The organism is uncultured Desulfovibrio sp. (assembly GCF_944324525.1).
In the GTDB taxonomy this organism is placed as follows: Bacteria; Desulfobacterota; Desulfovibrionia; order Desulfovibrionales; family Desulfovibrionaceae; genus Desulfovibrio.
Genome location: NZ_CALUWS010000024.1, coordinates 1 through 23034, shown reverse-complemented (window position 1 = coordinate 23034; position 23034 = coordinate 1). Strand labels below are relative to the sequence as shown.

The window sequence follows — 23034 nt, the reverse complement described above, 5'->3', positions numbered from 1 at the left end:
CACGCTATTTGCTTCTTGATGGGGGAAGGGGAACCCCTCGCTCTGCTGTCGATGCCCGTAAGGCTCCTGCGTCGCCTAACGGGCACGGCCCAAGGGCCGCCCGTCGGGTCGCTGCCGGCGCGGGAGGGGTTCCCCTTCCCCCCAAGCCCCCCATCCCTTCCCCAGCGCGCTTTTACCAGAGCATGTTGCCTTTGGAAAAGGCAGGATGCGAGGCGGCGACACAGCGCCGTCCGATTGCGAGGTTCCCATGACGAACGCCTTTCAAAAACGCCTTGAGGAAGGCATCGAGCGGCATCTGTCCTCCCGGCAGTGCCGCTACGTGGACAACAGTTATGCCTACTATGCCCACCCCTGCGAGGAAAACACGCGCGAAGACAAGGAATGGTTCGCGCGCTATCCCCACATCGAGCCCGCGGCCTTCATGGCGGCCCATGCGCAGGAGATCGCCCGGCAGGTGCTGACCAAGAGCACCCTGTATGGCCTGCTTGCCGACCGGCACTCGCGGGAAACGCTGTTGCTGGTCGCCCTTTATGCCCTGCTGGGACACCGTTTCGTCCGCTTCCCCTACCATGCGCCCGGCGCGCCGGCACGCCGGCAGGCCCTGCATGACCGCTGCCTCGTGGCCGAGGAGGATCCCGCCATGCGCGAGGCCCTTGCCCGCGACGCCTTCGGCGTGGGCTGTCGCCTGGAGCGCTACCGTACACGCATGGCCGGAGAGGAAGTCGATTTTTACGGCAGCAGCGAATTCCTGTATCAGCTCGCCGCCTTTCCGCCCTATTGCTATGCCGCCGGCCCGGTTCGCGTGGCCGTGCGGCCGGGGGATCATGTCATCGACTGCGGCGCCTGCTACGGCGATACGGCCCTGTTCTTCGCCGCCGGCGCGGGCGAGGACGGCAAGGTGCTCTCCTTTGAACCGCATCCGGACATCGGGCAGCTCTTCCTGCGCAACAGGGAACTGAATCCCCGCCTTGCCCGGCGCATGACGCTGGTACCGGCGGCCACCGGCGAAACGGCGGGAGGGACGGTCGCCTTTTCCCTGTGCGGGCCGGGCAGCCACCTCGAGCACAACAATCCCCGTCTGCGGCGGGCCGATATCCCGCTGACGAGCATCGACGCCGAAACGGAGCGGCTGGGCTGGCCGCGTGTGGATTTCATCAAGATGGACGTGGAAGGCGCGGAGCTGGCCACCCTCAAGGGAGCGGAGCGCACCCTGCGCCGTTTCCGCCCCCGGCTCGCCGTCTGCCTCTACCACAGCCCGGAGGATTTCTTCCGCATCCCGCGCTTTCTGGTAGAGTGCGATCTCGGCTACCGCTTCTATCTGGAACACCACTTCATGAACGGCTGGGAGACCGTCCTCTACGCCCTGCCTGTTGCGGCATGCTGACGCAAGGCTGGGCCTGTCAACACCAGGGCCTGTTAACGCTATTCGCTGCTTGTTTGGGGGGAAGGGAAACCCCTCCGCCAGCGCGGGAGCGGGTTTCCCTTCCCCCCAAGCCCCCCATCCCTTCCCCAGCGCGCTTTCATCAGGGAAAAAGCAGGAACGCAGAGCGCACCGCCCTCAGCGCAGGCGGGGCATGTACAGCATATCTTCAGTTGTATCTGCCGAAATGATTTGCAAAATTTGCGTCTGCACGCCCTGCCTGCGCCGCGTTCAGCAGGCGGCCACAGCCGCCCGCAGGAAGGCCCTGACCTCTTCCTCATCCGTCACCACGGCAAAATCATGCCGCAGATCGTCGGGAACGCGGATGGCCCGGCCCGTGTTCATATCGACATACATCCAGGCCGTTTCCGCCTCGGCCAGCACGGCCCCGTCCGCCTGCCGCAGGAAGCGGTAGCGCCGCAGGCACTGCCGGGAGGCGTATTCGGCCACCCAGGTCGCGGCCAGCAGCACATCCCCGGCCACGGCCGGCCGCTTGTAGGTGATGGCGTGACGATGTACCACCCAGCCCTGCCCGGCGGCGGCATAGCGTTCCATGCTCCAGCCCTGCGCCGCGGAATGGGCCACGGCGATGTCCTGCATCCATTCCACATAGCGCACGTTGCTCACCCGGCGCTGCATGTCCATATCCCGCTCCGCGACCTCGATCCGGGAAGTGAAGATGCGGTATCCGCCTGCTTCAGGCATTTTCCTTCCTCCGTACGCCGCCTTCCTCGCTGACGGCGGGTTCGCCGCTCAGGGGCAGACGCCCCGTGCGGATGAAGGCGTCCACCAGGCCGAACACCAGCTCATTGCCGCAGAAGCGCCCGCGCGCGATGTTCTCCCTGAAGCGGGGCAGGTTGTCCTCGAAAGTCCGCAGCAGCTCCGGCGAGAGGTGCAGCATGTCGGCCTGCATGCCGTAGCCCAGCCGTTCGATATAGAGCGCATTGAAACGCTGCTCCACCATAGCCTTGAGCGGCAGGGTCAAAATGGGCTTGCCCAGATGCAGCGCCTCGGTCATGAGCGTGTGTCCGCCTCCCTGGATGACGTAGGAACAGCCTTCCAGCAGGCGCAAGAAGCCCTCTTCGCTTTTCTGCATGAAGATGACGTTGCCCTCCCGCCCTTCGGTGCGGTCGTAGCCGTAGACGTAACAGGTGCGCGTGGTGGACTGCCGCAAAAAGTCGATGAGCGCCCGGTGGGTGGAATTGCTTTGGTACACCAGCACATGCCCGTCATCGCGCGGCGCAAGTTGCAGCACCCGGTCGCGCAGGATGGGAGGCACCACCCGCGCCCGGTAGCGCGGCAGCACCGGCGGCTGATAAAAGGAAACGATGAGATTGTCCGCCGTGGGACGGAAGAGGTAACGCGGCGTCAGCCCCTGCAGGAAGGTGTCCCACCACATGTTCGGGGGCAGATCATGCCGGCAGCAGGTGATGACATGCTGATGATCCAGGGTCAGACAGGGCAGCCCGGCCCGCTCCGCCGCCCGCGGCACGAAATACTCCAGATCGGTCATGCAGACATCGGGCTGGAATTCGTCCATGATGCGCAGCACATCCTCCACATGCCGTTGCCGGTGCAGCAGCAGGGGGACGGCCCGGCGGACGGTGGCCGCCAGATCCACCTGATAGTTGCGGAAGACCGTGCCGAGATTGGGGATGCGGCGGACGGGGAACTCCGGTTCCAGGACGCGCGGGGCGTCGTCGTTGGCGATGAAGAGGAACTCATGTCCGCCAAGCCGCCGTGCGATGGTCAGTCCCCGCATGGCGTGTCCGTGTCCCGTGCCGTGGATGCCATATACAATGCGCGCCATGCCGCCTCCTTTTGCAGCAAACAGAGCCGGCGGTCAGGCGTCAGACAGACTGCCCGCAGGCGGGGTGATGCCTGCCGACCCTAGCAGCGGGGCGCGGCGTCCGTCAACACGCCCTTGCTCTTGGCGCGTGAATTGGGCATACTCCCCCGCAGGAGCCCTCTATGAACGTCCGTAAGATTCGTGAAGACCTCGGCCGGGCCCGCGCCTGTCTCAAACGCAACGAGACGCCGCGCGCCCTTTATCTCATCGTCACCGCCTTCAAGGAGACCGGCACCAATCCGCCTATGGATCTGCGCGGCGACTTCCGGGAGACCATCACGGCCCTGGCCAAGGATGAGGATTTCCGGCGGGAATACCCCGGTCCGCTGGCCTATCAGCCCGGCAGCGAGCGCGAGCTCTGCAACCTGCTCATCAAGATCTACAAGTCCGTGCAGGGGCAGGAAAAGCAGGAAGACTACGAGACCACCCTGCAACGCAAGCTTGGGCTGGACCACTGCCTCAAGGAAGGCCGCGCCCTGCTTGCCCAGGGCAAGGCATCGGAAGCCGACGCCGTGTTCATGGACGGTCTCAAGAACTTCCGCAACGAACAGGCCGTGTTCGGCCTCATGGCCAAGGCGCACATGGACGCCGGCGAATATGTGCGGGCCCTCGGCTACATCAAGAAGGGCCTGAGCTATGTGAAGGACGATCCCGCCCTGCTGGAGCTCGGCCAGATCTGCCTGCGCAAGCGCGAAGAGATGAAACGCTGAGCCCGTTCCGCCCGCATGCGGCAGGCCGCTTGTCAGCCGTTTAGAAAAAGTCTAAAGTTTTGCCTCTTTCTTCCCTTCACTTTCAACGAGGCAAAGCATGGACATCGTGCGGTACATACATGCGGCCGATCTGCATCTGGATACGCCTTTCCTGGGGCTCGCCCGGGAGGCCGCCCAGAGCGGCCACCTCTCGCGGATCATGCAGGACGCCACCTTCACCGCGTTGGAGCGTCTTTTCCGTTTCTGTGAAGAAAAACGCCCGGACTTCCTCGTGCTGGCCGGCGACATCTACAATCAGGAAAACTACAGCGCCAAGGCGCAGCTTGCCCTGCGCGACGGCTGCCGCCGGCTCGACGCGCTCGGTATCCGGGTCTTCATGGCCCACGGCAACCATGACCCGCTCTCCTCGCGGCTCACGGCCATCCACTGGCCGGAGAACGTCACCGTCTTCGGCCCGGATGTGGAAAGCCGCCTTGTGGAAAAGGACGGCCACCCCCTGGCGCTCGTCCACGGCATAAGCCATGCCGGTTCCCGCGAAAGCCGCAACCTTGCCCAGCTCTTCCGCCGGGACGACACGCGGGACGTCTTCCAGCTCGGCGTCCTCCACTGCACCGTGGAAGGCGAAGCCAAAGCCGACCGCTACGCCCCCTGCTCGCTGGACGACCTGCGCCGCAGCCGTCTGGATGCCTGGGCGCTGGGGCATATCCATCAGCACCGCCAGTGGGAGGAAGAAAGCTTCATCGCCTACAGCGGCAACGCGCAGGGCCTGCACATCAACGAAACGGGCCCCCGCGGCTGCCTGCTGGTCACGGCCTGTCCCCGCGAAGGCGGCTGGCGCTGCGAGAGCGAATTCCTGCGCCTCGGCCCGGTGGAGTGGCAAAAACTTTCCCTCTCCCTCGATGCGGTGGACAGTCTGGACGGGCTGGAGGACGCGCTTACCCGCCTGCTGGAAGAAAAGGCCCGCACTCTGGAAAGCGGCTGTGAAGCCCTCATCGCCCGCGTGACCCTCACCGGCCGCACGCCGCTGGACGAACAGCTGCGCAAGGCCGAGGTTCGCGCCGACCTTCAGGAGCGCCTGCTGCATCTGGCCGCCAATTCGCCGCGCATCTGGCTCAAGGATCTGCTGGTGGAGACCCGCCCCCTGCTGGACGAGGCCGAATACCGCCGCCGTGAGGATCTGCTTGGCGAGACCATGCGCCTCATCGAGGAGATGCGCCGCGATCCCGAACAATTCGCCGAACTCGGCGCGACGGCCCTTGCGCCCCTTTTCGGCCATGCCCGCATGCGCAAGGCCCTGGCCCCGCCGGACCCGGAGGAAAGCCGCCGCCTGCTGGATGAAGCCCAGCGCCTGTGCATCGACATGCTGGAGGTCCGCTGATGTATATCCAATCCTTCCATATCGACGGGTTCGGCATCTTTGCGGACGTGCAGGTGGATAATCTGCCGCCGGGCCTGACGGTCTTTCTCGGCGAGAACGAAGCCGGCAAGTCCACCTGTCTGGAATTTCTGCGCACCATGCTCGTGGGCTATCCCAATGCCCGCAGCCGCGATGCCCGCCGCATCCCGCCGCCCCTGCGCGGCGGTCAGCCCGGCGGGAGCCTGAACCTCATCAGTGAGGAACAGGGCGAGATCCGCCTGACCCGGCGGCCCGGGCAGGACGGCGGCGTGCTGACCCTCAGCAATGCCGGCGGCGATCCGCTGGAGAGCACGCTGCTCCAGCAGCTGCTTTTCGGCATCAACCGGGACGTCTACCGCAACGTCTTCGGCTTCAGCCTCAATGAACTGCAGACCTTTGAGAGCCTCTCCGGCGACGGCGTGCGCAATGCTCTCTACGGGGCCAGCTTCGGCGCGGGCCTGCGCTCGCCCGTGGAGGCCCTGCGCGATCTGGACGGCCGCAAGGACGCCCTCTTCCGGGCCAGCGCCAGCAAGCCGCGCCTCAATGAGGAACTGACGTCCCTGGAGAAGCTGCGCGGCGAGATCCAGGCCGTCAGCGAGGAATCGGCCGGTTACGATCAGCTGGCTACAACCCTCAACGAGAAGAAACAGACGCTTGCCACCCTGCGGGAACGCCGCGAAGTGGTGGACGACGAGCGCCGCCGCGTGGAGCGCCGGCTCAACGTCTGGCAGCAGTGGGACGAATGGCGCAAGTGCGGCCTGCGGCTGGAGGCCTATCCCGCCGTCAGCGCCGGTTTCCCCGAAGACGGCCCGGCCCGCCTGGCCCGCGCGCAGGAAGCCCGCGAGACCTGTGAGCGCCACATGGCCGCCCAGCAGGAGAAGTTTTCCCGCCTGCGGGAGCGGCGTGAGGCCCTGCAGGAAGACGGTCCCCTGCTCGAGGCCCTGCCCCGGCTGCGGGCGCTGGCGGAGCGCAAGAGCGGCTACCGGCAGGCCCAGCTGGCCCAGCCCCGCCTGCGGGGCGAGCAGGAACGCGCCGATGCCGATCTTGCCCGCGAGCTGGAGCGCCTCGGCCCCGGCTGGGACTGTGACCGCATCCGGCAGACGGACCGCGGCATCTTTGCCGACAAGGATCTGGAACGGCAGGCCCGCGAGCTGAATGCCGCGGATTCCTCCCATCAGGCCGCGGTGGATACGCTCGACCGCCTCAACCGGGATGTGGAGCTCTGCCGGCGGGACATCGCTTCCGCCACCGCGGCGCTGGACCTGCTGCCCGACCCGGCGGCCGCCCTGGGCGAGTCCGAGCGCGACCGCCTGCGGCAGACGCTCGTCCTGCTGGAGGAAGGCCGCCAGCGCCTGCCCGCGCGGGAACGGGCGGTGCAACAGGCACGACATGCCTTTGAACGCGCTCAGGAACGCCTCAAACTGGAGGCCGACGACCCCCGCGCCGCTCTGGACACCCTGCTGGCCAAACGGGAAGAGGCGCTGGGGCTGGCCCGCGAGGTGCAGGCCAGCATCGACAGCGCCGGGGAAGCGGCCCGCGCCGTGCAGCAGGCCGAGGAGCAGGCCGACATGCTGCGCGCCCGGCTGGAGCAGCTGCGCGAGGAACAGCGCAGCAGCAACGGCCCCAGCCGCGAGGCGCTCGATAACCGCAGCAGCGCCCTGCGCTCGCTGCGCGCCCTTTCCGCTTCGCTGGAAACGGAGCAGGAGCGCCTCAAGGAGCTGAGCGACCGCCTCAATGCCGAGAAGGAGCCCGCCGCCGTCAAGAACATGGCCCTGCTCGTGCTGGGGGGCATCATCATGCTGCTGGGGCTGGCCATCCTCGTGGGGCACTGGCAGTTCGGCATGGAAAGTCTTGCCATCACCGAGAACCTGCACCTGCCCACGACCCTCTGGTCCGGCTACCTCGTGCTGGTCTGCGGCGCTATGGCTGTGGGCGGCGGCCTGCCGCGCCGCAACGGCCCCGAGGCCAAGCGTCTCCGGCAGGAACGCCTGCAGCTGGAGAGCCGCCGCGAGACCTGCGCCCTGCATGTCGCCGAGCTGGGCGACAAGGCCCGCAAGCTTTGTCAGGAAGCGGGCGTGGACAGCATGGATCCCGAAACGCTGGAAGCCGTGGAAGTCATGCTGGAGCGCAAGCGGGAGCAGTGCTTCAATCAGGAACGCAGCCACAAGGAAGCCGAAGAGCTGCAGCGTGAGATCGGCCTTGCCCGTGCGCGCATCGCCGAGCTCCAGTCCCGGGCCCATGAGATGCAGGCCGCGGTGCAGCGTATCCGCCGCCGCTGGCAGGACTTCATGAGCATGCTGCGGGTGGTCAACGTGCCCGCGCCGGAAAGCGCCGAAAGCTTCTTTGCCCGCGCCGAGTCGGCCCGTGCCGCCTGGGATGCCGTGGAGAACGCGCAGGCCGAGCTGGAAGGCCAGCGCGCCGACCTCGCCCAGTACGAAAACACCCTGCGGGGCTTTGCGCCCGTGCAGGACTGCCTACACGAGCCGGGCGACCTGCCCGCGCTGCTGGATGCCGTCCGTCAGGTGCTGGAGTCCTGCCGGGAGGCTGACGCCGCCCGTGAACAGCGCATCAAGGCGACCGCCACCCTGCAGCATCACAAAGACGAACTGGAACGCATACAGGGCCGGCAGGCCGAGGCTTCCCAGGCTCTGGCGCAGGCGCAGACCCGCCTTGAAGCGGCCCGCCGCGACTGGGGCGAATGCCTCAACGGCCTGGGGCTGGGCGAGGATCTTGATCCCGAGACCGTCCGCAAGGCCCTGCAGTGCATGGATACCTGCCTTGCGCTCGATGCCGCCTGTCAGCGGCTTGCGGCGGAGCTGGCCCAGAACGAGCAGGAGATGGCCGCCCTGCACCAGCCGCTGGAACAGCTGCTGACAGCCCTTTCCCGTCCCCTGCCCTGCAATGAGGAGGGGGAAACCGACTGGCTGGGCGCGCTGGACAGCGCGCTGGAGGCTGCCGAACGGGCAGCGGAAGTGGATGCTGAAGCCCGCCGCCTTGACAGCCTGCTGGCCGAGCAGGACGCCGAGCTGCGCGCCGCCTCCGCCGCGCTGGAAGAAGCGCGGCACGGCGAGGCCACCCTGCTGCATATGGCCGAAGCGGCCGATGCCGACGAGTTCCTGAGGCTGGCCGCCGTGCTGGCCCAGAGCCGGGAGACGCAGCGCCTGCGCGACAGTCTGCAGGAAAATCTGCGTATCGCCGCCGGCAACCAGCCGTTTGAAGACTTCCTCGCCTCCTTCGAGGCGGAGGATCACGACGCTCAAGAAAGCCGCTGCGCCGCCCTCAATGCCGAGCTGCGGGACATCCGCGAACAGGAAGAACGCCTTTCCGACGAGGTGGGCAGCCTCACGGCCCGGGTCAACGGCCTTACCGGCACGGATACGCTGGCCCGCCTGCGGCAGCAGGAAGCTCTTTCCCTGGAAAGCATGCGCCGTCTGGCCCTGCAGTGGAGCGCCCTGGCGATGGCCCGCGAGCTCCTCCTGCGCGCCAAGAACACCTTCGAACGCGAACGGCAGCCGCAGGTCATCCGGCTGGCGTCCACCATCTTCGCCTCCATCACCGGCGGCAACTGGCGCGGCATCAATGCCTCCCTGGACGACACCAGCCTGCACATCCTGCCCCATTACGGTGAGGCCATCAGCCCCGAGGCGCTCAGCCGCGGCACGCAGGAACAGGCCTATCTGGCCCTGCGGCTGGCCTATATCCAGAACCACGCGGAGCGGGCCACGCCCCTGCCGGTCATCATGGACGACGTGCTGGTCAACTTCGATCCGCAGCGGGCCGCCCGGGCCGCCCGCACCTTCGTCGAGCTCTCCGAAGGCCGCCACGGCCGCCCGCATCAGCTCCTCTACTTCACCTGCCATCCGCACATGGCCGACATGTTGCGGGAAGCGCAGCCGCATTGCGCCGTCTTCCGCGTGGAAAACGGCAGCATCGCCCGCCAGTAGACGAAAGCACGGCGGACTCGCAGACGCAAACAGCCCGAACGTTCCAAACGTTCGGGCTGTTGCTCGTCATGGCCACGCCCGTGGCCGCATCCTGGAGCATTTTCCGTTTGAAACACGTTGCGTTTCAAACGGAAAATGCTCCAACGCCATCGCTACTTGTTTGGGGGGAAGGGGACCCCCTCCGCCGGCGCGGGAGGGGTTCCCCTTCCCCCCACCCCCCATCCCTTCCCCAGCGCGCTTTTACCGGGGGAAGAGTCGGGACATGAGGCAACCCCGCCCCGGAGGCCAGCTGAGTGCGTACGGGAGATATATCTTATCTATTTAAATTAGTTGCAAAATTAGTGTTAACAGGCCCTGGACGAAAGCACGGCGGACTCGCAGACGAAAACAGCCCGAACGATCCAAACGTTCGGGCTGTTGTGCGTCATGGCCACGCCCGTGGTCGCCCAACCTTTCCGTGAACGGCCCTGCGGGGCATGCCGGCGCTTATTCCTGCCAGAGGAAGGTAAAGACCTGCTCCGTATCCGGGTGCAGGCTCAGGTGCACGGGGCAGGTGCGGGCCGCCCGTTCGATGGAGGCTTTCTCCTTGTCCGAATAGGCGCGCTTCGGCATGATGAAGGTCACTTCCAGCTTGCCGATGCGGCGCGGGTCGGCATTCATGGTCTTGGTCATTTCCATTTTCATGCCGCTCACGTCCACGTTATGCGCCTGAGCGTAAATGCCGATGATGGTCATGGCGCACGCGCCCAGCGCCGCCCCCACCATGTCCGTGGGGGAGAAGGCCTCGCCCTTGCCGTGATTGTCCACCGGAGCGTCGGTCATGATGGTGGCCCCGCTCTGCTCGTGCCGCAGTTCCACCCGCAGATCCCCAAGATACGTTCCCGTTGCCGTTGCCATGCTGTCCTCCTGGAAAAAATGTCAGACGGTACCGCCCATGAGAACGGCCCCTCTCCACCCTTTTACGAAAAAATCCCCGACGGGGAAAGAGGACACGACGGCCGACCCGCCGTCCGCGGAATGCGGTTCGTCCTGGGCGTACTCACATAAAGCGTTTCGCCTTTTTTACAGGCAAAACGCCTAACCGATCCTAACCAAACACGCCGTCCTGCCAGAGCACGCGCAGACCGATGGCCAGCAGCACCAGCCCGCCGATGAGTCCGGCCCAGCGCTGCAGGGCGGACATGCCGGCCAGCACCCGGCCAAGGTGCAACCCGGCGGCGGAGATGAGCGCACAGGTCAGGCCGATGATGACGGCGGGCCGCCAGACGGGCGTCCCGGTCATGGCGAAGGTCAGCCCCACGGCCAGCGCATCGATGCTGGTGGCCACGGCCAGCACGAGGAGCGTCCGCCAGCGCAGGGGCGAGCCGGAGCATTCCGCCGCCGCTTCGGGGGCCTCCCCGCCCTGCTGATGGAAGTCCTTCCACGCCCCGCGCAGCATGTTGCCGCCCACCCAGGCCAGCAGGACAAAGGCAATCCAGTGATCCCAGGCCTCGATATAGCTGTGGACGGACTGCCCCAGCAGCCAGCCCAGCACCGGCATGAAGAACTGGAAAAAACCGAAGGCGCCGCCGATGCGGCAATAATGCTCCCAGCGTATGGGACGCAACGCGCAGCCGGAGGCCACCGCCACGGCAAAGGCATCCAGCGAAAGGGCCACGGCAAGAAGAAAAACGGCAAGGAGCGACATAAAATCTCCGTAACGAGTGAGGCTGGCTGTCCGGACACGAGGCCCCCGATGCCGGATACGGCCGGCGCGGGCTTCAACGGGTCAGCAGGAAACTTTCCTCCACAAGCCTGTAGAGCTCCGCATCCGGGAAGGAGCCGTCAAGGGCAAGGGAGATCCAGTGGCGCTTGTTCATGTGATAGGCCGGAAAGGCCCCGGCAACGCCGCTGAGCAACATATCCGGCGCACACGGGCTCTTCACGTTGATCACATCCACTTCCCCCGTCCCGGGCAGGCCCAGACGGCACGCCCGCACGTTCATGAGCACGCCATACCATTTGCCGTTCTCCGCATGGCGCAGGACGGCATAGCGGGGCTGACGCGGCCAGAGGAATTCCGGCGACGTGGCGTATTTTTCCTTTACATAGGCCAGCAGGCTTTCCCGGTCCGCCATTGGCTCTTTTCTCCCCGGCGCTTGCCGAATCTCAGCGCTTCGCCAGCGCCGCGAAACGCCGCATGGTCAGATGACAGATGCCCACGGCCAGCGCGTCGGAGGTATCCAGCGCCCAGCCTTCGCCGCGCACATTGAGCAGACGGCGCACCATGAAGGCCACCTGTTCCTTTTCGGCCCGTCCTGTCCCCACCAGCGCCTTTTTGACGAGGGTCGGCGCGTAGTCGCTGACCGGCACGCCGCAGGCGGCGCAGGCCGCCACGGCCACGCCCCGGGCCTGCCCCAGCTTGAGGGCGCTGGCGGAGTTCTTGGCGGTAAAGACCTGCTCGATGGCGGCCTCGACGGGGGAATGGCGGCGGACGACCGCGGCAAGCTCCGTAAAGATACGGGCAAGCCGTACGGAAAAGGCGGCATCGCCGCCCGCCGAGGTCGTACGGATGATGCCGCAGTCCACCAGCGTCAGGACGCCCGACGCTTCCCGGATGACGCCCCAGCCGGTACGCTGCGATCCGGGGTCGATGCCGATGATGGTCAGGGGATGGCTGAGCTGCTGCATGCGGGAAACGGGGCCCTTCCAGCCGCACAGGACAAACGCCCCGTGCGGGAGGAAAAAGACCGGGAGAAGGCGGGGCCTCCTCCCGGAAGGTTCGTCACAAAAGGATGGTTCCGTCAGGAGCGGACCGCACAGGCAGCCCGCGCAACGCGGCATCGTTACGGAAAGCGGCGGCATTGCCGCGGGCAGGAGGATGGCCCGCCCTAGAGCATTTTCCGTTTGAAACGCTGCGCGTTTCAAACCAAACGGCCTGGCCTTTCGCGGAAAAAACGCGGTTTTTCCGCTCATTTTGGGCCGGGCGGCGCTGTGCCGCCGCCTCGCGTTTTATCTTTCTCAAAAAGAAAACGCTCTAGTCCGTAGCCATGTCGTCAGGGAAGTCCACGTTGGCGAAGACGTTCTGCACGTCGTCGTTATCGTCCAGCGCGTCCATGAGCCGCAGCACCTTCTGTCCCATATCGGCGTCCACGGCCACGAGGTTCTGCGGCACCATGGCCAGCTCGGCGCTCTGCATGGCGATGCCGGCGGCTTCCAGAGCGTCGCGCACGGCGGCAAAATCGGCCATGGCGGTCTGGATGGTCCAGACGTCGTCATCATCCACCACGTCGTCGGCGCCGGCTTCCACGGCGGCTTCCATGATCTTGTCCTCGGCGTAGGCGTTCTTGTCCACGGTGATGACGCCCTTGCGGTCGAACATCCAGCTCACGCTGCCGTTTTCCCCCATGTTGCCGCCGTGCTTGGTGAAGAGGTGGCGCACTTCGGCTACGGTGCGGTTCTTGTTGTCGGTGGCCACTTCCACCATGATGGCGATGCCGCCGGGGCCGTAGCCTTCATAAAAGGCTTCGGTCAGGTCGCCGCCCGCATCTTCGCCCGTGCCCTTGCGGATGGCGGCCTCGATCTTGTCCTTGGGCAGGTTCACGGCCTTGGCCGCGGCAATGGCCGCACGCAAACGAGGATTGCCCGCCGGATCTCCCCCATTCTTGGCGGCGATGATGATTTCCTTGGCGGCCTTGGTGAAGACCTTGCCGCGCTTGGCGTCCTGACGGCCCTTGCGGTGCTGGATATTGGCCCATTTGCTATGCCCAGACATACAACCTCCGAAACTGTGTGACTTGCGACCGCCCGTGCGGTCAGGTGAAATGGACGAAAAAAGCGGCACACCGAGGCGGTGTGCCCAAATGCCGGGGCCCTCCCCGCAGGGGGGGGAGCAGGCCCTATGCTTCTCCGGGATCGGGAGCCGCCGGACCGGCGCTCGCCGCGGCGTCAGCGGCCATGCCGGCCGCCGGCGGGACAGCCCTGAAGCCCATGCCGACAAAGAAGGTCTCCTTGCTCTCGGCACGGGAGCTCTTGGGCTTGAAGGACTTGACCGAACGAAAGGCTTTGCGCATGGGCTGCAGCAATTCCTGCACGTCCGGCCCCATGAAGATCTTGACGACGAAGCTGCCCCCCGCCTTGAGGTGCAGACAGGCCACGTTCAGGGCCTCGCAGGCCAGTTCCAGCGAACGGGCCTGATCCGTGAACTTCGTCCCCGTGGTGCGCGGGGCCATATCGCTCATGACCACGTCGAACGGCCCCTTTTCCGTCAGCAGCGCCTCGAACTCGGGAGAACGCTGGAACACGTCCTCCTGCAGGAAGGTCACTTGCGGCGGGAAAGCCGTCTCCGTCGTCTGGATGTCGCAGCCCAGCACGAGACCGCGCGGCCCGATGCGCTCGGCCGCGCCCAGCGACCAGGAACCGGGAGCGGCGCCCAGATCGAGTACACGCATGCCCTGACGAAAGAGCTTGAATTTGCCGTCCAATTCCTTCAACTTGTAGACGGAACGGGCGGGATAGTTCTCTCGCTTGGCCTTGAGGAAATAGTGATCGCGATATTCTTTCATAGGATTTGTCGGCAGGCAGTTTACTCTTTTTTTTCTCCGCCGCCAAGTCCTGATTTTCCCCTCCGCGCATCCGCCGCATCGGAAGCATACCGCCATGCCGCATGACTCCCCTTCACTCTCCGACACCGCCACGTCCAGCCCGGAGCGGCCGCGGCGGCCCCGCCTGCCGGACTGGAACGGCTGCCTCGTCAGTCTGCCGTCCGATGCCGGCGCATGGCAGGAGGTAGCGCCCGCGCCGGCAGCCGGTGCGCCGACCCTGCTGCTCGGCCTGGGACCGGACGCCGAAGCGGCCCCCCTTGCGTCCAATGGGCCGGACGCCGGCCCCGTCTTCTGGCTGGAGGCCCCGCCCATGCTGGCCTGGCGGCAGGCCCGCCGCCTTGCCCCGCCGGATGCCGCCCGCGCCCGTCCCGTTTCGGAAGCGGAGGCACGGACGCTGGCCCGGCAGTGCCGCATCCTGTTCTATCAGCCGGGCATGCGGCTCTTCCCCCGCTTCTGGGGCCCCCTGCTGGGCCATCTGGACGCCGCGCGTCTGCATGACGCGAACCGCCGCGCTCCCGCGCCGTCCGCCCTTCCGGCGCTCGTCCTGCCCGGCGATGCGCATACCCTGCTGCATCAGGAGCTTTGCGCCGCGGCGGCGGCCCTTCGCCTGCCCGTCATGCCCTGGCCCGCCCGCGTCGAGCAGCCGCAGCAGGTCGCCGCTCTCTTGCGGCGGCTGGCCGACCTGCCCGGCAGCGTGCCGCCGCTCTTCCTCTCCGTCAATCTGCGCGGTCTGGACCCGCAGGGCCGCATCGCCCATGCCTGCCGGGCGCTGGGCATCCGTCTGGCCATCTGGTTCGTGGACATGCCCTGGCATGTACTCTCCAGCCTGCGCCTTCCCTGGTGGCGGAACGTCCCCCTTTTCGTGACGGACGCGAGCTTCCTGGCTCCGCTGCGGGAGGCCGGCGCGAGCCGGGCGGAACCGCTGCCCCTGGCCACGGCACGGCACATGTGGCTGCCGCCGTCCGATACGCCGCCCTCCCTGCCGCCGCTCTTCGTGGGACGGGCCTCCTTTCCCGACCATGCACGCTTTTTCGCCGCCGTACATCCCGACCGGGAGGCTCTCGCTCTGGCGGAAGGCCTGCTGGCGCAGGCGCACGATGCGCAGGCGCCGCTACCCCATATCCACTGGTGGCAGCGCAGGCTGCATGCCCAAGGCTGGCCGGGCATGGCCATCCGTGAGGCGGGAGCGGGGGCCGATGCCTGCTCGCGCCGCCGCCGTGCGGACTGGCTGGCGACCGCCGTACGGGCGGGCTTCGTCCTTTGCGGCGATGCGGCCTGGGGCACGCTGCTGCCCGGCGTGACGGTGCTGCCGCCTGTGGATTACTACGGCCGCCTCCCTGCGCTCTATGCCCGCTCCGAGGCCGTGCTCAACGTGACCAGCCTGCTGCTGCCGCACAGCCTGAGCCAGCGGCATTTCGACGTCTGGGCCTCGGGCGGCGTGCTCTTCAGCGATCCCACGCCGGGGCTCGAACTCTTTCCCGCGGAGCTGATCCGCCCCATGCGGCTGGCCGCTCCCGACGAGCTTCCCGGGCGTCTGGTCGCCCTGCGGCGCAGCCCGGACGAGCGGGCCGCTCTTTCCGCCGCCTGGCGCAAAGAACTGCTGGCCCGCCATACCTACGGCCACCGGCTGCGGACCATCCTGCAGGCTCTTGCCTGACGGCGGCGCTTCCCCCGAAAGGACGCTCACAATCCGTCACCATTTTACCGCTTGGCAGCAGGCGGGGCCTTTGCTACACTCAAACTTTGCCGCACTTGTCGCATTTTCAAATCTCGCCATGACAACAAGCGCCCATTTTCCCCGCATCCTCTATCTGCTGGCCGTACTGGCCTGCTATCTGCTGCTGCGCCCCAACCCCATAACGATCTTCATGGCTGCCTGCTTCGCCTGCCTGAGCCTGCCGCTCTATCGCCGCCTGACCCGCCGGGCCTGCCGTCTGCGGCGGCGCGTTTTGCGGCGTCCGGCAGGAGTGCCGCGGCGCATCCTGCTGAAGCTGGTGCGCCAGATCCCGCTGTTCGGCTATACCTTGCTCACCATTTCCGTCATCATCATCCCGGTCGCCACCCTCATCCTGCTGGTCTCCCCGCAGGTCGCCGGCGGCCTGGCCCGCCTGCGCGAACTGCAGGACAACAATTTCCAGCTTCCGCCGGAATGGGTGCAATACTTCCAGACGTTCGAGAAAAAGCTTGCCGACTACCCCGGCCTCGAATCCGCCTATAACGAGCTGATCCACAATATCGACAGCACGCTCAGCGACGCTATGGGCATCCTCATCAACCGGAGCTTCGACGTGCTGGGCGGCACCATGAACGTCCTCTGGAGCCTTGTGCTCTTCGTCATCCTGACGGTGGTCTTTGCGGTCTATGCGCGACGCATCGCCCAGGTGGCTTCCCGGCTGACCCTGGTCCCGCCCGCCATGCTGCGCCGCTTCGTCAGCGCCATCCGGCGGGCCCTGCGCGGGATCATGCTCGGCATCCTGCTGGTGGCGGCCGCACAGGGCTTCCTCTGCGGCATCGGCTTTTCCGTGGCCGGCATCAATCAGCCCGCCTTCTGGGGCCTGCTGGCCACCGTGGTGGCGCCCATCCCCTTCGTGGGCACGGCGCTGGTCTGGCTCCCCCTCTGTCTTTCGCTCTGGTTCACGGGCAACACCATGGCGGCCGTGGGCCTGGCCCTCTGGGGGGTCATCGCCGTCGCCGGCGTGGACAACGTCCTGCGGCCGCTCTTCCTGCAGCAGGGCATCAAGGCGCCCTTCTTTGTCCTCATCATCGCCATCATCTGCGGACTGGCCAGCTTCGGCGCCGTGGGACTCATCGTCGGCCCGGTGCTGCTGGCCTTTGCCCTGCAGTCGCTGGAAGAAGCGCGCGTCCTGTATGAAAAGCATGCCTGAGCTCACCCCCGCCGCATGCTTTCGGCGGATCCTCCCTCTGCTGGCGCTGCTCTGCCTGCTCTGTCTGAGCGCGCAGACCGCGCATGCCGGCGTCAAGGCCATGCTGCTCATCAATCTCAATAGCGGCAAGACGCTCTATGAGCGCAACGCCAACCTGAGCATCCCTCCCGCCTCGCTGACCAAGCTCATGACCATGTATCTGGCCATGGACGCCGTCTCTTCGCGCAAGCTCTCGCTCATGGGCAAGGTGCGCGTCACGCGGGAGGCGGCGCGCACGGGCGGCTCATCCATGCACCTGCGCACGGGGGAACGCCTCCCCCTCTCCCGGCTCATGCTCGGTATGGCCGTCGCCTCGGGGAACGATGCCGCCATGACCGTCGCTCACGCCATCTCCGGCAGCACCCGCAACTTTGTGCGCCTCATGAACCGCAAGGCCCGCAATCTCGGTTTGCGGCATACCGTCTTCAAGAATCCCAGCGGTCTGCCCGCTCCGGGCCAGAAGACCACCGCGCGCGACATGGCCAAGCTGGCCCGCGCCTATCTGCGGGCCTATCCTTCGGTACGCACCTTCCACGCCACTCGCAGGCTGGTGCATCGCGGCCGCGCCATCAACAACACCAATCAGCTGCTCGGCCGGGTTCGCGGGGTCGACGGCCTCAAGACGGGCTTTACCGCTGCCAGCGGCTATAACGTCATCATCACGGCGGAAAGGAACGGCGTCCGGCTCATGGCCGTCGTCATGGGCGGCAGCAGCCGTGCCGCGCGCGACAACATGGCGCGCCGCCTCGTCGAAGCGGGGTTCGCCGCTCCCGGCTCCCCCGCCAAGGTAAAACGTCTCATGGCCGGGAGGCGGCGCTGATCGTTCCCTCCGCTTGACCTCAACCCCTCCGGGCCGTATGCTGATGACGTTTGGCCTAGAGGCCCCACTTTACGGGAGGCTTTTTCCATGTTTGGTATTGGTACTCAGGAAATCCTCGTCATTCTGGTCATCGTGCTGCTCCTTTTCGGCGCCAAGAAGCTGCCGGAGATCGGCGGCGGACTGGGCCGCGCCATCCGTAACTTCAAACGCGCTTCCTCGGAACCTGACGAGATCGACATCACTCCCGGCAGGGACAAACAGCAGGCTTCCTCTTCCGACGATGAATCCCGCAAGGCCTAGGGCCAAAGGATACGCTCATGAAAGCTGAACAACTCTCTGTTTTTCTTGAAAATCGTGCTGGCCGCCTGGCCGAGGTGACGCATACCCTCGCTGAGGCCGGGGTCAACATCCGGGCGCTCTCGCTGGCGGACACCTCGGACTTCGGCATCCTGCGCCTCATCGTCTGCGATCCGGAACTGGCCAAGCAGGCCCTCAAGGAAAAGGGCTTCACCCTTGGACGGACCTCCGTGGTAGCCGTGGAAGTGCCGGATCGCCCCGGCGGGCTGGACAGCGTACTCCAGCTGGTCTCCAAGCACGACATCAACGTGGAATACATGTACGCTTTCCTGCAGCGGGAAAAGGGCGGGGCCATCCTCATCTTCCGTTTTGACAAGGTTGATCAGGCCATTGAGCTGCTCCGCGAGCACAAGTTCACCATTCTGCCGCCGGACGAGATCTGCGCCTTCTAGCCGCCGGACGGCCTGCAGGGCTTTTTCGTTGATTCGCTGGGAGGGCTGACGGCAGCGGAGCATGCCGTCTCTTCTCCGCCCTGCCCCAACGGCGAAAGAGCTGCGACATTCTTTAGTTACATGATCATTGCCGGGGAAGGGGGCTTTTCCGCGGGAAAGGTTTCCCTTCCCCTCGTGCATCTGCTGGCGATGATGCCGCAATACCAGTCGCCGTCCCGGGCGGACGGTAAAGATGAGGTCATGCTTCGGAAAATCCTTCCCCTTTTCCTGCTCCTGTGTCTGTTTGCTGCCCCTGTCGCCCATGCCGCCTCCCCGGACCTGCCGCCACAGGCCTACATGGCGACCGCCAAGCAGACATTCTATTACTTCTCGCCCGAGATCCTCGCCCAGAACCAGAAGGAAAAAAAGCTCATCCGCGTCGGCTGGTTCGACCTTTCCGGCATCTTTCAGAAACGGCAGGGCAAGATGGCAGGCTATGCCGCCGATCTGCTCCAGGCCGTCTCCGCCTATACCGGCTGGCAGTACGAGTGGATACACACCACCATTGCCGATCTGCCCGCCAAACTGGCTTCCGGAGAGATAGATCTTGTCTGCGGCATCTCCTACAGCCCGGAGCGGGAAGCCGCTTTCGACTATACGAGCCTTCCTGTGGGCTATGAATGCCTTACGCTCCATGTCGCGGCAAACAGTCCCATCCGCTTCATGGATTTCCGGGATTTCGACCAGATGCGCGTCGGCACGGTCAGGGGAGCCTACGGCGGCAAGGTCATCGAAGAATTCACCCGCCAGTACCAGTTCACGTTTCGCCCGTATACGTTCTCGACCAAGAAGGAAATGCAGGAGGCCCTGCGGCGCGGCGAGATCGACGGCTACATCGACGGTTCCCTGCATGGCGATAACGCCAAAATCGCGGCCATCATCGCCATGGAGCCCTTTTTCTTCGTCACGGCCAAGGGCAGCCCCCTGCTGCCGCCGCTCAACGAAGCCCTGAAGCAGCTCAGCCTCTATTCGCCCTGGCTGCTCGCCAGCCTGTTTGACGGCTACATGCACGGCATCCAGCAGGTCTCCTTCAGCCAGACGCGCGCCGAAGAGGAGTGGCTTGCCGACAAACCCCGGTTGCGTGTGGCCTACAGCGAACAGCAGGCCATGATGAACGACCACATGCCGGGATCCAACTTCCTCATTCGCTTCATGGAGGAACTCTCCCGGCGCAGCGGCATCGCCTTCGACTACGTTTCCGCGCCGAGCTATCCCGAGGCGCTGGCCCTGCTCAAGGAAGGCAAGGCGGACATCATCAGCAACATCTTTGCCGGACTTGGCATGTACGCCTCACAGCCGCTTCTGGTGAGCCGTCCCTTTTTCGACATGCCGGTCCTGCTGGTAGGACAGGCCAAAGCCGTACCGGGCCGGAGGATCCGCGTCGGCGTCACGCATGAACTGCTCTCCTTCGGTCAGGCCTATATGGCCGCCTACCCGGAGGATACCGTCACCTTTTATGACTCCATGCAGCAATGCCAGGATGCCTTCAAGCGACAGGCCATCGACGCGTATATCCCCGGCTATCCCAATGCGAGCGGCGTCATGCCGGTCAATCCGCCCAACGCGTCCATGCTGACGACCCGGGCCCGTTACCCCATGTCGCTGGGCTTCCGCTACGACATCTCCCCTTATGCCATGTCGGTGCTCAACCGTTCCATCATGACCATGAGCACCGCGGATATCGACGCTCTGCTGCTGGAGCGCACCGCCCCCACGCCCGGCGCACTCCTGCTGGATATCCTGCGGGAATACAGTCTTGAACTGTGCATTGGCGGCATCATCCTCTTTGCTGTCATCATCCTGCGCGTCCTGCACGTCAACCGTCGCCACATGCGCGAGCTGGAAGAAGTCGCCTACCGGGATCCCCTTACCGGCGGCAACAACCGCGCCCGCTTCATCCACGACGCCCACAAGCTCCTGAGCCATACCCAGGCTCCCCATTATCTGCTGCTGGTCAACGTGCGCCGCCTCAAGCTCATCAACCGCACGCGCGGACACCGGGGCGGCGATATGCTCATCAAGCTCTGTTACCGGGACCTGCGCAAGCAGCTTCGCAACAACGAGCTGATCGCCCACGCCTCGGCAGGGAAGTTCCTGCTGCTCTGGCAATGCCGGGACGTGGCGGAATTGCGGCAGCGCATCGAGGACTTTTTCGAAAGTGCCGCCGCCCTGCGGCAAAAGCTCGGCACGACCGTGCTCTTTTCCTGCGGGGTGACCTCCACCATGCCGTATGACGGCAATATGGCCAACTGCCTGCTGCGGGCCGAGACCGCGGAAAGCAGCGTTGCCGACGACAGCTACCGTTCGAGCTACACCCTGTATGACGCCCGTCTCGAGGCGGTCCTCCTCAAGCAAAACGAGCTGGAAGACCGCATGACCGGCGCTCTGCGCAACGGAGAATTCCAGGTCTTCATGCAGCCGCAGCACAATCTGGCCGACAACAGCCTGCACGGGGCCGAGGCCCTCATCCGCTGGATACCCCCGGACGGCAAACCCATCTACCCCGATGAATTCATACCGCTTTTTGAGCGAAACGGCTTCATCCGCGAGCTGGATCTCTTCGTGCTGCGCACTGTCTGCGCCTGGCTGCGGCAGCGCATGGATGCGGGACTGCCCGTCTCCACCGTCAGCATCAATCAGTCCAAGGCCCTCTTCTTCTCCAACGATTACGTCAAGGTCTTCCTCAGCATCCTGGCCTCCTTCAACGTGCCGACATCGCTCATCGTGGTGGAGATCACCGAAAGCATGGCCTGGCTGGACGAGGAGCTGTTCAAGAACAGTCTTGCCGAGCTCAAGGCCTGCGGCGTACGGCTGGCGCTGGACGACTTCGGCAAGGGCTATGCGTCGCTGGCCGCTCTGCAATCCTTTGAGCTGGACATCATCAAGCTGGACAAGGCCTTCCTGGACAATGCCGCCAGCGATGAAGCCGCTGCCGACGTCATCATCGGCTCCGTCATCAGCATGGGCAAGCGTCTGCACCTCTTCATGCTCTGCGAAGGCATCGAAACGCCGGAACAGCGTGATTACCTCACCCGTGTGGGCTGCGATTGCGGGCAGGGCTATCTTTTCGCCCGGCCCATGCCGCTGGAGGAATACTCCCTCTATGTGGATGCCCACGCCACCCGGCCGGATAGTGAGGCCAAAACGTCATAGACCCGTTTTCTCGACGCTCTGAAAGGGGGAAAATGTCCATGAAGGAAGTAGATTGCCGCGGCCTAGCCTGTCCCGGTCCCGTTGTCGCCTGCAGCCGCCTGGTCAAGGAGGAGGCCCCCTCCGCCCTCGCCGTTCTGGTGGACAATGCGGCCGCCGTAGAGAACGTCAGCCGCTTCCTGCGCACCAGCGGCTACGCTGTCGCCAGTGAGCGCAGGGAGGAGTCCCTCTGGCGGATACGCGCCTCCCGCGACGGCGGCAGCGCCTCCGACGCCGCTCCCCAGTCGCAGCCCGCCCCCTCCGCGCCGCGTGGAAAGACCCTCGTGCTCATCACCACCGAGACCCTTGGGCGCGGTGATGATACCCTCGGCGCAAGACTCATGGACAACTTTCTCGCCACCCTGCCGGAACTGGGAGATGCCCTCTGGCGCATCGTCCTGCTCAACGGCGGCGTACGCCTTGCCGCCCGTCCCGGCAAAGCCCTCGACAGCCTCAAGGCGCTGGAAGCCGCCGGAGTGTCCATCCTCGTCTGCGGCACCTGCCTCGACTTTTATCAACTTCTGGAAAAGCGCGCCGTCGGTCAGACGACCAATATGCTCGATGTGGTCAGCAGTCTTGCCCTGGCTGACAAGGTCATCCGCCCCTGAGAGGGAAAGGAACTTTGGGCAAAAAGTTTTTTCTCGTGGGGGGAAGGGGCCCTTTGTGAACAAAGGGGCCCTTCCCCCCACCCCCCCCATCCCCCCAAAAACTTTACTTGTCCAGACGCAAGCCGTCGTGGCATGCAAGGCCTCGCCCGGCTCCAGGCCAGCCAGACTCTGTTTGTCTTCAGCAACCGGGGAACGCAGCAGACGCAAACGCCCTGCCGGACACGTCTCTGTCGAGTACGCCGGATAAACATTTTTTCTCGTGGGGGAAGGGGGCCTTTGTGAACAAAGGGCCCCTTCCCCCACACCCCCCATCCCCCCAAAAACTTTACTTGTCCAGACGCAAGCCGTCGTGGCATGCAAAGCCTCGCCCGGCTCCAGGCCAGCCAGACTCTGGACGAACAGACAGGGCGGACAGCTGTTGCCGGCCGAGCTGTTTGTCTTCATGCCGTCGAGGAACGCGGCTGACGAACGCCCTGCCGGACACGTCCCTGTCGGATGAACCGAATAAAAGTTTGGGGAAAGGAGAGGGGGTGCGCGAGGGGGAGAGGGAGAACCGTTTTTCAAAACGGTTTCCCTCTCCCCCTCGCATAATAAATAATCACTTTCTCATGGGGAAAGCCCCCGGCATGCGTCAGGCTTCAATCAACGGAACGTCTCCGCCAGGGCAGGACGTTGCGGGCCGCCTTTCCCAGCGAAGTTACGGCATGCCGAGTCTGCCGGTTCAGCGTTCCCGCCGCCGAACTCACCGCGCCCACCGTGGCGCTGGTGGCCGTGCCCGCCGCCTTCAGCGTCGCCGAGATGCC

The 23034-nt window shown here is 65.4% G+C and carries 19 protein-coding genes; 11 read left to right on the top strand and 8 right to left on the bottom strand.

All coding sequences use genetic code 11. The features are described from left to right. The first annotated feature begins 247 nt into the window (after positions 1-247). The gene (locus tag Q0K12_RS07600) at positions 248-1384 is read left to right on the top strand and encodes an FkbM family methyltransferase (RefSeq protein WP_297261638.1); all 1137 of its coding nucleotides are present in this window, start codon (positions 248-250) and stop codon (positions 1382-1384) included. A 267-nt stretch (positions 1385-1651) separates the two neighbouring features. Here the strand turns inward: Q0K12_RS07600 and Q0K12_RS07595 are convergent, their stop codons facing one another. Continuing rightward, entirely contained in the window at positions 1652-2125 is a 474-nt protein-coding gene (locus Q0K12_RS07595; RefSeq protein ID WP_297261637.1) for an acyl-CoA thioesterase, read from the bottom strand. After that, positions 2118-3230, bottom strand: a complete 1113-nt coding sequence (locus Q0K12_RS07590) for a glycosyltransferase family protein (RefSeq protein WP_297261636.1) — start codon at positions 3228-3230, stop codon at positions 2118-2120. The genes Q0K12_RS07595 and Q0K12_RS07590 overlap by 8 nt, the downstream gene beginning before the upstream one ends. Before the next feature lie 161 nt (positions 3231-3391). Between Q0K12_RS07590 and Q0K12_RS07585 the strand changes: the two genes are divergently transcribed. The 3 genes from Q0K12_RS07585 (at position 3392) to Q0K12_RS07575 (ending at position 9319) form a co-directional block, all read left to right on the top strand. Then, a complete protein-coding gene (locus Q0K12_RS07585) occupies positions 3392-3979 on the top strand; it encodes a hypothetical protein (RefSeq protein WP_297261635.1) in 588 nt (195 codons plus the stop codon). A 97-nt stretch (positions 3980-4076) separates the two neighbouring features. Then, a complete protein-coding gene (locus Q0K12_RS07580; RefSeq protein WP_297261633.1) occupies positions 4077-5357 on the top strand; it encodes a DNA repair exonuclease in 1281 nt (426 codons plus the stop codon). Then, positions 5357-9319: an AAA family ATPase gene (locus Q0K12_RS07575; RefSeq protein WP_297261630.1), complete on the top strand. Its 3963-nt coding sequence runs from the start codon at positions 5357-5359 to the stop codon at positions 9317-9319. Before Q0K12_RS07580 ends, Q0K12_RS07575 begins: the two co-directional genes overlap by 1 nt. A gap of 486 nt (positions 9320-9805) precedes the next feature. Here the strand turns inward: Q0K12_RS07575 and Q0K12_RS07570 are convergent, their stop codons facing one another. From Q0K12_RS07570 to Q0K12_RS07545, 6 genes are all read right to left on the bottom strand, one after another. After that, on the bottom strand, positions 9806-10216 hold the full coding sequence (locus tag Q0K12_RS07570; protein WP_297261628.1) for an OsmC family protein: 411 nt from the start codon (positions 10214-10216) through the stop codon (positions 9806-9808). Between the two features lie 190 nt (positions 10217-10406). Continuing rightward, a complete protein-coding gene (locus tag Q0K12_RS07565) occupies positions 10407-11006 on the bottom strand; it encodes a manganese efflux pump MntP family protein (RefSeq protein ID WP_297261626.1) in 600 nt (199 codons plus the stop codon). A gap of 73 nt (positions 11007-11079) precedes the next feature. Next, positions 11080-11436 (bottom strand): MmcQ/YjbR family DNA-binding protein, encoded by a 357-nt coding sequence (locus Q0K12_RS07560; RefSeq protein ID WP_297261624.1) that lies wholly within the window; start codon positions 11434-11436, stop codon positions 11080-11082. 31 nt (positions 11437-11467) lie between these two features. After that, entirely contained in the window at positions 11468-11989 is a 522-nt protein-coding gene (gene ruvC / locus Q0K12_RS07555; protein WP_297261622.1) for a crossover junction endodeoxyribonuclease RuvC, read from the bottom strand. Between the two features lie 346 nt (positions 11990-12335). Further along, positions 12336-13073 (bottom strand): YebC/PmpR family DNA-binding transcriptional regulator, encoded by a 738-nt coding sequence (locus Q0K12_RS07550; RefSeq protein WP_297228141.1) that lies wholly within the window; start codon positions 13071-13073, stop codon positions 12336-12338. 124 nt (positions 13074-13197) lie between these two features. Then, entirely contained in the window at positions 13198-13863 is a 666-nt protein-coding gene (locus tag Q0K12_RS07545; RefSeq protein WP_297261620.1) for an RlmE family RNA methyltransferase, read from the bottom strand. Positions 13864-13957: 94 nt separating this feature from the next. Between Q0K12_RS07545 and Q0K12_RS07540 the strand changes: the two genes are divergently transcribed. The 7 genes from Q0K12_RS07540 (at position 13958) to yedF (ending at position 22231) form a co-directional block, all read left to right on the top strand. After that, positions 13958-15559 (top strand): glycosyltransferase, encoded by a 1602-nt coding sequence (locus tag Q0K12_RS07540; RefSeq protein WP_297261618.1) that lies wholly within the window; start codon positions 13958-13960, stop codon positions 15557-15559. A gap of 118 nt (positions 15560-15677) precedes the next feature. Further along, positions 15678-16787 carry an AI-2E family transporter gene (locus Q0K12_RS07535; protein WP_297261616.1) on the top strand — a complete coding sequence of 370 codons (1110 nt, stop codon included), beginning with the start codon at positions 15678-15680 and terminating at the stop codon, positions 16785-16787. Continuing rightward, a complete protein-coding gene (locus tag Q0K12_RS07530) occupies positions 16780-17646 on the top strand; it encodes a D-alanyl-D-alanine carboxypeptidase family protein (protein ID WP_297261614.1) in 867 nt (288 codons plus the stop codon). Before Q0K12_RS07535 ends, Q0K12_RS07530 begins: the two co-directional genes overlap by 8 nt. An 87-nt stretch (positions 17647-17733) precedes the next feature. Continuing rightward, on the top strand, positions 17734-17946 hold the full coding sequence (locus Q0K12_RS07525) for a twin-arginine translocase TatA/TatE family subunit (RefSeq protein ID WP_297261612.1): 213 nt from the start codon (positions 17734-17736) through the stop codon (positions 17944-17946). A gap of 17 nt (positions 17947-17963) precedes the next feature. Then, positions 17964-18395: an ACT domain-containing protein gene (locus Q0K12_RS07520; protein WP_297261610.1), complete on the top strand. Its 432-nt coding sequence runs from the start codon at positions 17964-17966 to the stop codon at positions 18393-18395. 240 nt (positions 18396-18635) lie between these two features. Further along, positions 18636-21587, top strand: coding sequence for an EAL domain-containing protein (locus tag Q0K12_RS07515; RefSeq protein ID WP_297261609.1), 2952 nt, complete (start codon positions 18636-18638; stop codon positions 21585-21587). 32 nt (positions 21588-21619) lie between these two features. Further along, complete coding sequence (gene yedF / locus Q0K12_RS07510) at positions 21620-22231, top strand: sulfurtransferase-like selenium metabolism protein YedF (RefSeq protein ID WP_297261607.1); 612 nt, start codon at positions 21620-21622, stop codon at positions 22229-22231. The last annotated feature ends 803 nt before the right edge of the window (positions 22232-23034 follow it).